Genomic DNA, 10,671 nt, shown 5'->3' with positions numbered 1-10,671 from the left:
TCAAATTATTTTATCTTTAAAAGAGTTTCATTGTTAAAATACGAAACATTGTTTTATATTTAAAACATTTACACTTTTTTGAAAGGAGTGAATCGAACAATTTAAGGCAAAATTAAAACGTGAAGTATCAAAACATTTTTTTGATCTTCATGTCTATTAGGTAAACGTAGTTTCTGCTTTTTCCTTCCAAATTTTAAACGCAATTACTTGATTTTAAAAGGAGAGAGAATTTTAATGCTACATAGACAAAAAAGATGGATTTTAATTGCTTTACCAATCTTTTTCTTTTGGTTCTTCGGACAAATTGATAAAGTTGGCATTTCTGTCATACAAACAGATCCAGAATTTTTGAAAGCACTCGGAATGACTGGCGTTGACAAAAATGCAAAAATTGGTCTTCTTTCATTTGTTTTTACAATTGCTTATGGAGTTTCGAATCTATTTTGGGGATTCATTATTGATAAATTTGGTGCGAGAAAAACGGCTATAGCTGGATTATTTGTTTGGTCTCTTACTATGTTTTCGTCTGGCCTCTCCACTACATATGAAGCATTTATTATCAGTCGAATTATTCTTGGATTTGGTGAAGGGATGATGATTCCTGTTTCAGGGAAATTTATTTCTGCTTGGTTCAACAAACGAGAATTAGGACGCGCTCAAGCTTCTTGGCTTACAGGTAATTATTTAGGACCAGCAATTGGTGCAGTCATATTAGTACTTATTATCTCATCACTTCATTGGCAAGCCGCTTTCTTTCTGCTCGCTGGATTTAACTTTATAGTCAATATCCCAATGTTTATTTTTCTTACTAGAAATAAACCTGAGGATCATCCGTGGGTTAGCAAGGAAGAGTTGGCTCTAATTCAGCGTCCAGTGGACTTAGTAGAACAACAAGTAAGTAGTACAAATGAGAATAAAAATTTTATTCAAGATTATCGTTTCTGGATTGTATGGTTTGGTATGTTAGTCTGTTCTTTCCTTTTCTTTGGAATAAGCATTTGGTTGCCAACGTACTTGATCGAAGCTAAAGGGTTTGATCGTGAAGGAATGACAAGCATAACTTCCTTATCGTGGTTATTTGCACTTGGATTTGTTCTTGCATGTGGTTTTCTTGCAGATAAAACAAGACGCCCGAGCTTAATGGCAACAATTTTGTTTTCACTGACTGCTATATTTTTAACCACGGCAGTTCTTGTTCCAAATCCAGTATTAGCAGGGGTTTGCATGGGACTTGCAATGGGATGTCAAGGTGGTGTCTTCCATCTTAGTAATATGTTCTTAGTAAAATATTCAACCCAAGAGACAGCTGGTCGTGCAGCAGGTTTAATCGGATTTACAAACTTAATGGGTGGATTTTCTAGCTATATTATGGGCTGGTTACGTGATTCATCAGGAGGCAACTTCAATACCTCAATCATTATGTTAATCATTACAGCTCTATTAGGATTGATCGCTTATTTATTTTCTATTAAAGAAGAAGCATCTGAACTACATGCTGTTCCCTTACCTCCGCAAAAAATAAATGCTTAATTAATTTAAATTTTGAAAACGCTTTAATAAAAGAGGTGCTGCCCAAAAGTAAAATTTTCAATGGGTAGCCCTTTTTTTATAACTACAAATCGAAAATATGAGGTCCAACTATGCAAGTAAATACTGAAGAGCTGAAAAAAACAATGAACTGCAATTAAAATCTGAAAACCGCAATTAAATCTAGAGAACCACAATTAAAATTGCCAAAACTGCAATTTTATCAAAGAAAATCGCAATTAAAATTAATAATACCCTAATACCCTATACTTATGACATATAAAATGTTCAATAGTAGAGAACTTGAATTGGATAACTAGCAAATATCTTCTAACTCTTATTAAATCGAATAAAACTATTCTAATATCTTTAAAAACAGAGCCATTTACTCAACTAAAATGAAAAGTACTATTTTCATTTTAAAAAAGGCGTCTCGAGTCAGTTAACCTAACTTTTTGAGACTCCCTTTTTTATCTTTGTTTTTAAGGAAACAAATAGACGATCACTATAGTAAAATGAATTTTCTACCGTGATCGTCTCTCTATTACTTATCTAAATCAATTTTAGTTCCAGGGCGAACAGTCCAAGAAGGATTTTTCCCTACTTTATCCCCTTCTTTTACTCCTTTAAGAATGGCAATATATTTCCCTTGTTTTTGGCCAGTTTTTACATTTTGTTTATAAATAGTTCCTTTTTTAAGTACATACACATATTTTGATTTTCCTGTTCCTTTAACGCTCGTCTCAGGTATTGCTAGCAAATCTTTTGATTGTACCACTACTTCAAGATTTGTTTCATAGCCAGGATATAGATTTTCTTGTGAATCTAGCGTTGCTCTAAAAGTGTAATATGGTATAGCTTCTTTTTTGGAATTCTTATCTTGATTGGTTGATTGATCATTCATAGGATAGTTACTTACCTCTGAAATGCTTCCTTTCCAGCTCTTATCGATAACAACCTTTGATGTGACTTTAATAGCTTGGCCAGGCTCAACTTTTGCTTTTTCTTTTTCTGTTAGCTTTCCTTCAATTTGAAAAGGTTCGTTTGAAGCAATTTGCATAATTGAGATTTGCTGTTTATCTGTTGCTTTATAACCTTGACCGATACTTTTGTTCAAGTTAAGTACTACTCCATCATTATTACTGTTTACAGTTAATGATTCTTGTTGTGCTTTTAGCTTTTCAGCTTCAAGTGTATATTGTTCTACCTTTAGCTGTGCAGCATTAAGCTCTTCCTTTGTAGTATTAAGTTCAGCTTGCAGCGATTGAATCTCTGGTGTATTTGTTGTATTTGTTGCATTTTTATCTGTGTTATTTGCATCAGTTGTATTAGATGTTGCTGTTGACGCTGAAATAGCATTTTGAATGTCTTTCTCTAATGATGTAATTTGGTCGTTTTTCTGTGTAACAGTTGTTTCTGCTAGCTTCTTATTTACTTCTGCTTGTCCAATTTCCGCTGCTATAGTTGTATCTTCATAAGAAAAAAGTTTTTGCCCTTTAGTGACAGTATCTCCTTCTTTAACAAAAATCTCATTTATAGAACCTTTAGTTGGATTAACGTAAATTGTTTCAGTATGGCTTTGTACGACACGACCAGACACAGTTTCAGTTTTCGTAAAGCTTTTTACCGTTGGACTGATAAACTGTAATGTTTTAGATTTACTCTTTTTAATTTCTACCACCGCTACGCTAAGAACCACAGAAACGATTAAAAGAACAATGATCCCCATTAAAATAAATTTCTTTTGACGTGGCGTAATTGCTTTTACTTGTTCTTTTTCTTCGTCAATCCTTTTCGCCGTTTCCATAAAAACTCTTGCCCCTTCCTTATCTTGCCAAAAACTTAATACGACTTCTCCTATATCTATTGTCTATTGTTTTAAAAAGCGTTTCAAGGAGATTTTTTAGAAAATCATAAATATTTAATATGTTTTTTTAAATATGCCTTTTATTTGTCCTTTTGAGTGGAATATTAGGTTAATTTGGGCTGGTTTATATTATTTCAGAATATTCAAATTTTAATTTCAAAAAAATAATTTTATTGTTTTTATTTTAAGTTTCACCAGACAGAACGAATAAGTAGAATCTACTAAAAAAGTCACAGAACCCCTTATTATATCTATGTATTTTCGCACATACTTCTATTAAATTAATTAAAAATTATATTCTATTAGTTTAAAATACAATTTTTAAAACATTCATACTATTATTGCGTAGTATTATTGAACTATGTTACAATACAAAAAATATCTTTGTAGGAAAGGATAATCCTTCCAATATTTGGTCTACTAAAAAGATTTCGTATACGCATTAGAAAACGCTTACGAAATTTCGAAGAGTTAACAGTCTTTCCTCTTTCAATTATGGGAATAATACAACTCTCCCGTTGCAAATTGATTAGTTACTACGCACTCTTTTAAGCAGTGTGTATTTATTTACTAAAAATACAGATTATTCATAAAAAGGGGGAGTCTTTAGATGAATGCTTTTTTCAGGAAAAAGTCGATTGAACAGCTTCAACAGGATGGGACTAAAAATACCGGACTTAACCGCGTTCTAGGTTTATGGCAACTGACTGCCATTGGTTTAGGCGGGATCATAGGTGTAGGTATTTTCGTATTAACTGGTGTAGCAGCAGCTGAACACGCTGGTCCGGCAGTTCTTTTATCGTTTATTATTGCTGGTTTAGCTAGCGCAGCAGCAGCATTGTGTTATGCAGAATTTGCTGGATTAATACCGGTAGCCGGAAGTGCTTATACTTACAGCTATGCTGTTTTAGGAGAAGGTACAGCCTGGTTAATCGGGTGGGATTTGTTACTCGAGTATGCCTTAGTTGTTGCAGTAGTAGCTATTGGATGGTCTGGCTACATGCAAGAGTTTTTATTACAAATGGGAGTTCACATTCCTGTATGGGCACAAGGCGCGCCTGGTACTGGAGCAGGTCACAAAGTTGACTTAATTGCAGTTTTAGTTAGTCTTGGAATTGCGGGCTTACTTACATTAGGAACTGAAATGGGTTCTAAATTTAATTCATTAATGGTTATAATCAAATTAGGAATTATTCTTTTAGTTATTGGCGTTGGTAGTTTTCACATTAATACAGCTAACTGGCACCCATTCATGCCTTTTGGTTTTCATGGTGTAATGAGTGGAGCAGCTCTAGTATTCTTTGCTGTATTCGGATATGACACATTAACTACTGCAGCTGAAGAAGCAAAAAGACCGCAACGTGATTTACCACTTGCAGTTATCATATCATTAGCTGTCGCTTTATGTTTGTATGTTGCAATGTCACTTATTATTACGGGTATGGCTCCATATGAAACACTTAATAACGCAGCTCCTGTAGCAAAAGCTTTTAGTAATATTGGAATGAAGTGGATTACGCTAATCATTTCTGCTGCTGCAATTACAGGGATTCTATCAGTATTGTTCTCATTTATGCTTGCTGGATCACGTATTTGGTTCTCAATGAGTAGAGATGGTCTATTACCAAAATGGTTTACAAAATTACATCCTAAATATAAAACACCTTATCGTCCAACTATATTAATTGGTTTAATTACGGCATTTGTAGCAGGTGTTACGCCAATTAACGAAGTTGCAGAATTAGTTAATATCGGAACGTTAACAGCATTTATTTTAATTTGTTCTTCTATTATTGTATTACGTATAAAACGTCCTGATTTAAAAAGAGGATTCAAAACACCATTGGTACCGATTATTCCAATAATTGGGATTGGATTTTCTGCCTATCTAATCGCTAGTCTTCCAGGTATTACATTTATTCGTTTTATTGTCTGGATGGTTATAGGACTTGTTGTGTATGGATTATATGGTAAGAAAAGAAGTACACTAGGGAACGCGAACAACAACAATAATAAAACTAAAATAAGCTAGTAGCATTAAAAAGCCATAAGGAAATTGGTTTTCCTTATGGCTTTTCTACGTTAGTACATCCTTAATCGAAACAAAAAAAGCATGTATCCGATTTAGTATCGAATACATGCCTACAGTTTCCTATTTCTAATAGGCTTTTAGAAGGTCGGAACTTACTTTCTTGCTCCGTCTTTTCCAACTTTGTATTTACCTACTTTAGTATTAACAGCCATAACACCTGATTTGTTGAAGTAATAGTATTTACCACTGATTTTTTTCCAGCCATTGTTAAATCTTGATCCATCGCTGTTTAAGTAATACTTCTTACCACTTACTGTTAACCAACCAGTTTTTACTACGCCGTTTTTATCGAAGTAGTAGTTTTTACCACTAATTGATTTCCAGCCATTGCTAAATCTTGATCCATCGCTGTTTAAGTAATACTTCTTACCACTTACTGTTAACCAACCAGTTTTCATTACCCCATATTTATCGAAGTAATAGTATTTACCACTAATTGATTTCCAGCCATTACTAAATCTTGATCCATCGCTGTTTAAGTAATACTTCTTACCACTTACTGTTAACCAACCAGCTTTTGCTTTCACACCAGTTGAATTAAAGTAGTAAGTTTTTCCTCCGATTACATTCCAACCATATACTTTTTCACCTTTACTATTTAAATAGTAAGTGTCTTTACCATCGTTTAACCAACCAGTTTGCATGTAGCCATCTTTATTAAAGAAGTACCACTTGCCACTATTATTTAACCAACCAATGTGTAAAGTACCATCTTTGTCTGCATAAACCATTTTAGAACCAACTTGTTTCCAAGCGCTGCGTAATAAACCAGATTTAGCGTCAAAATACGCTTTGTCGCCAAATAAATTAAAGATACCAGATTGTGCTACACCTTTTGAATCAAAGTAGAAGTACGTATTGTTTTCTGGAACAAACGTGATGTCTGTTGCCATTACTCCGCCTTCTTGGTCGAAGTAGTAACGTTTTCCACTTAAATCTAACCAACCTCTATGCATCTCACCAGTTGCTGGGTCAAAATAGAATGTTGATGTCCAAGTGTAATCTTCTTCTGTTTGTTTAAGTTCTAAGAATCCTTTGTGCATTTTACCATCTTCATCGTAGTAGTAAACTTTATTATCATCATTTACTACCCAACCAGTTGTTAATGGAGCATCTGCACGATTAATTACTACTTCCTTCACTGTTTCATTCCCAGCAAGGTCAGTCGCTCTTAATGTAATTTTGTTTTCTCCCTCTTTTAAAGGAACAGTTACTTTATAATCTTTGCTTAGTGGTTTTACAACATCCACCGGGCTAATTAAAGGTACTTCAAATTCGTGATTTTCACCAACGTAGAAGTTTAAGTAGCTATAGTTATCTTTTAAATTTACAGTAAATGAAGCTGTTTCCTCATTTTTATCTACTCTAGCAGGAGCGTCCAATACATTAATTTCTGCTGCATGAGTATCTACATAGACATGTCGAGCAACCGAGAAGCTCTTATTAGCAAAGTCTGTTGCTTCAACTTGTACAGTATAAGGACCATCTTGGTCAAACGTTACAGTTGTTGAATAGTTGTAGTGTCCAGTCTTCGCATCAAAATCAACTGGTACTTCTTTTCCATTAACTTTAACTGTTTTAATACCAATTTCATCTGTTACGAAACCTTTAACAGGAACTTTATTATCACTATAAGCTCCCCATGGTTCTGGTGAGTTTGGAATATATTCACCATTTTTATCTTTTGAACCGTCAGTGATATATACTAATGGAAGATCTACGTCACCAATTGCAGCAGTGTCTTCCGCCGCATTACCTGCATAGTCCATAGCAACTACTTCTACTACCGATTTATCTGGAGCTGAAGATAAATCAAATGAAGATTTTGTATTGTCAGTTTTTCCGACAAGAGTTCCATTTACGAAGATACTATAAACTTGAACTCCAGTACCGTCATCTGAACCTTCCCAAGTTACTACTTTTTTATCTGGATCATAAGTAGCTTTTATGCTTGGAGCATGAGTATCTACATAAACAGGGATTTTCTTAGACTGCCACTGTGCACCATCATAACCCACTACAGCTTTAATCTCATAATTGTATAAACCGTCCGGTACAACTTCACCATTTACTTTACCATCCCAAATAGTTGAAGCACTGTCCTTCATGATCGCGCCTTTACCATTGTTATAGTTATTTTTAGTAACGTCAGATTGTGCACTTAAACGACGAAGGAATTTACCGTCTTTATCAAGGATATTGTATTGTGATTCCTCTGCATTTCTTAAGAATGATGGTAGTGCATTGATATCATCAGCAAATCCATCTTTATTTGGTGATAATGCATAGTAGTTCTTACCAGGAACAGAACCGTAGAAATAATTATCACCATCACGTGTCATATCATGAGCACCTTTGCCATAAAGCGTTTGTAAATCGAAATAACGAGTTTCGCCAAGATCTTTGAATCCATCAAGGATTGGTAAACTGTCCCACTTACCGTAGAAGCCTACGTATGGAGTCGTTAAATTTGGATTACCATTTGTGCCGATAAGATTTACAGAACCTTCAACGAAAATGTTGTCATGAAGATCTGCTAACATTTTCTTATCATCTTTATCGAATCCAGGAATTTTTGCATCAGTTAAATCAATTTTCACAGTGAAATCAACCGATTGACCAGCTGGAACTTTAATCGTCTCAGGAGCATCTACTTTTGCACCTTCTAATGTGCCTGTTTGTAGAGCATTACGGTCAACTCCAGTAGTTTGATAGAATTCATCTGTTAATGTAGTTGTGTCAACTTTATATTCAGCATCTTTATCAGAAATATTTTTAGCTGTGAAAGTCATTGATACTTTCTTAGATTGGAAATCCTTTAATTCGTATTTCGCTTCACCTGTTGCTTTACTATAGAAGTAAACTGGTGTTGTAACAGCGTTTTCAATTTGCATCATACCTGCACCTTGACGGCGTGGTGAGAATGGATGACCATCTAAGTCATTAATAACCTTCGCAGTATTCATTAATAATACTTTTGCTAAGTGAGTACGTTGACTTAAGCTTAATGAACTGAAACGTTTATCATTTTTTAAGTATTCTTGTACTAATGCAGAACCACCTGCTACGTGTGGAGCCGCCATTGAAGTACCACTCATTACTTCATATTGATTATTATTAACAGTTGAATAGATATTTCCACCAGGAGCTGTAATTTCAGGTTTTAAATCAAGACTAGGCGTAACTCCCCATGAAGTAAATGCTGTCATACGACCCATTTCAGGACTTTCATTTTTAGCTGATTGATTAACATGAATTGTTCCTGAACCATTAATCGAATTAAATAATGCTTCACCATCTGCTTTTGAGTTAACAAGCATAATAGGAACATCCCATCCACCTTGGTCAGCGTATTGAGTACCGTTTGTTGCATTCCATACGATAATACCAGCTGCACCAGCTTGAGCTGCATATTTCGTTTTATCAGCAAAAGTTAATGAACCACGTGCTACTAATACGATTTTTCCTTTTACATCTACACCTTTATAATCATCGGGTGAACCTAATTTGTAGCTTCCACCAGCGTTTTTACCTAGATTTACAACTGGAATATTTCCACCGAATTTATCTGATAAATTTTTCCAAGCATCGATTCCCTTACCAACAACGCTAAGATCATTATTCCCATCAACAGTAATCGCATGTTCATAAAGATAAGCTTCATTTCCAGAAGCAGCTACTGAGATAGTGTCTTTATTAAGACCTGGAGCTCCAGTTACACCGATATCAGGGTTTTGTGATAGAGGATCTCCCCATCCATAACCAATATGATTCGAGTTACCAGAAGAAACAGCACACACAATACCATTGTCAACTGCACGAGTAATTGCAAGATCTTCTGCGCTATTTGGTTCATAAGAAGATGCTACAGAACCAAGACTCATGTTTAATACATCAGCACCTAGTTTAATAGAATCGTCAATCGCTGCAAGATAAATATCAGACCATGTAGATGGATAGCTTGGGTCATTACTGAATACCTTCATCGCAAGAACTTGCGCTTCCGGTGCAACCCCTTTAATACCACCGTTTGCTTCGTCACCGTTAGCAGCCGTAATACCTGCTACGTGCATACCGTGCATTGAAGCACCAGGTCCAAGGTCTGTTACGATATTGTTTTGGTCATAATAGTTATAACCATAAGGAACCTTGTCAGTGTAGAATTTACCAGGTAATCCTTTATCATTTACAAGTTGCGCTACTGAATCTTTTGTTAAATCCTCTTTTGAAGGATCCGTTAATTTAAAATCACGGTGTGTAGGGTCAATCCCTGTATCGATAATAGAGATAACCATACCTTTACCATCAAATCCAGTGTCTTTCCAAGTTTCTTTAGACTGGATAAATTGATGGCTCTTTGTCATATCTGGAGTTGATGGCTCAGCTGTAGGACGATTATATTCATTCGCTAAATAAACATTTTTAACACCTGAAGTAGCTTCAATTTTTGCTACATCACCAAATTCAACTACACCACTGAAACCGTTAAATGCAGTTGAAAATTGTTTCTTATAGTTAATGTTGATTCCTCTTGATTGTAACTTTGATTTTACCGAACTTTGTTGACTATCTACTTTTGCATAAAGACTAGACTTTTGGCTTTCAGATAAGTCCTTAAACAATTTACCTTGTTTTGTTGCGTATTCAATTGGTGACTGTCCATCTAATTCAACGATGACACGTACTTTATCTGAAGCTTTTAAATTTGCTTTTGCTTCAGATACTTTGTTTTTATTTTGTAGTTCTTTTGATTCTTGTGATTGTTTAATTTGTTCCAACTTTGATGCTAAGTCACCTGGTCGGTAAGATTCAGCTGAAGTTGGTGAAACAAATGCTAAATTAGAAAGAGCAAGAGCAGATGCTAAAGCATACGTAGTGATTTTACGATTTTTCTTGTTATTCATTTCTCGTTTCCTCTCCAAAAAAAATTTAAGTAAAACTTATAATGATAATGCCTTTTAAAAACGCCCCTGTTTTTAAAGTCATTCGAGGAATATCGACAGATCTATTTCTTAATAAAGAACATGCCAAATTACCTCAAAAAATTCACCCAGATAACCCCCTAATATCTCCTTTCATCTTTATTGATCCTATTAATACCTATACTTTCTTAATAATTTTTTAATAAAGTTTTTAAGGAATAATAGATAAATTAAATAATTCTTTTTTTGAGTCAAAATCCCTT

At 34.6% G+C, this 10,671-nt stretch carries 4 protein-coding genes; 2 read left to right on the top strand and 2 right to left on the bottom strand.

Features of this window, described 5'->3' with window-relative positions; all coding sequences use genetic code 11:
- Window positions 1-234: 234 nt before the first annotated feature.
- Window positions 235-1,530, top strand: coding sequence for an MFS transporter (locus tag CN514_RS13870; protein ID WP_098233108.1), 1,296 nt, complete (start codon window positions 235-237; stop codon window positions 1,528-1,530).
- Between the two features lie 541 nt (window positions 1,531-2,071).
- On the opposite strand, the gene CN514_RS13865 is transcribed toward CN514_RS13870, so the two are convergent.
- A complete protein-coding gene (locus tag CN514_RS13865; protein ID WP_098233107.1) occupies window positions 2,072-3,334 on the bottom strand; it encodes an efflux RND transporter periplasmic adaptor subunit in 1,263 nt (420 codons plus the stop codon).
- 670 nt (window positions 3,335-4,004) lie between these two features.
- Here CN514_RS13865 and CN514_RS13860 point away from each other — a divergent pair.
- Complete coding sequence (locus CN514_RS13860; RefSeq protein ID WP_098233106.1) at window positions 4,005-5,426, top strand: amino acid permease; 1,422 nt, start codon at window positions 4,005-4,007, stop codon at window positions 5,424-5,426.
- A gap of 152 nt (window positions 5,427-5,578) precedes the next feature.
- Here CN514_RS13860 and CN514_RS13855 read toward each other — a convergent pair whose 3' ends face one another.
- Window positions 5,579-10,390 (bottom strand): S8 family serine peptidase, encoded by a 4,812-nt coding sequence (locus tag CN514_RS13855; protein WP_098233105.1) that lies wholly within the window; start codon window positions 10,388-10,390, stop codon window positions 5,579-5,581.
- Window positions 10,391-10,671 lie beyond the last annotated feature (281 nt).

This window comes from Bacillus sp. AFS001701, assembly GCF_002559405.1.
GTDB lineage: Bacteria > Bacillota > Bacilli > Bacillales > Bacillaceae_G > Gottfriedia.
Note: the sequence above shows the minus strand (reverse complement) of the source record. Positions and strands in the feature narration are given on the sequence as shown.

Excerpts from the sequence above, each read along its gene's own strand:
- CN514_RS13870 (WP_098233108.1), top strand. The coding sequence starts at position 235 with ATGCTACATAGACAAAAAAGATGGATTTTAATTGCTTTACCAATCTTT.
- CN514_RS13865 (WP_098233107.1), bottom strand. The coding sequence starts at position 3,334 with ATGGAAACGGCGAAAAGGATTGACGAAGAAAAAGAACAAGTAAAAGCA.
- CN514_RS13860 (WP_098233106.1), top strand. The coding sequence starts at position 4,005 with ATGAATGCTTTTTTCAGGAAAAAGTCGATTGAACAGCTTCAACAGGAT.
- CN514_RS13855 (WP_098233105.1), bottom strand. The coding sequence starts at position 10,390 with ATGAATAACAAGAAAAATCGTAAAATCACTACGTATGCTTTAGCATCT.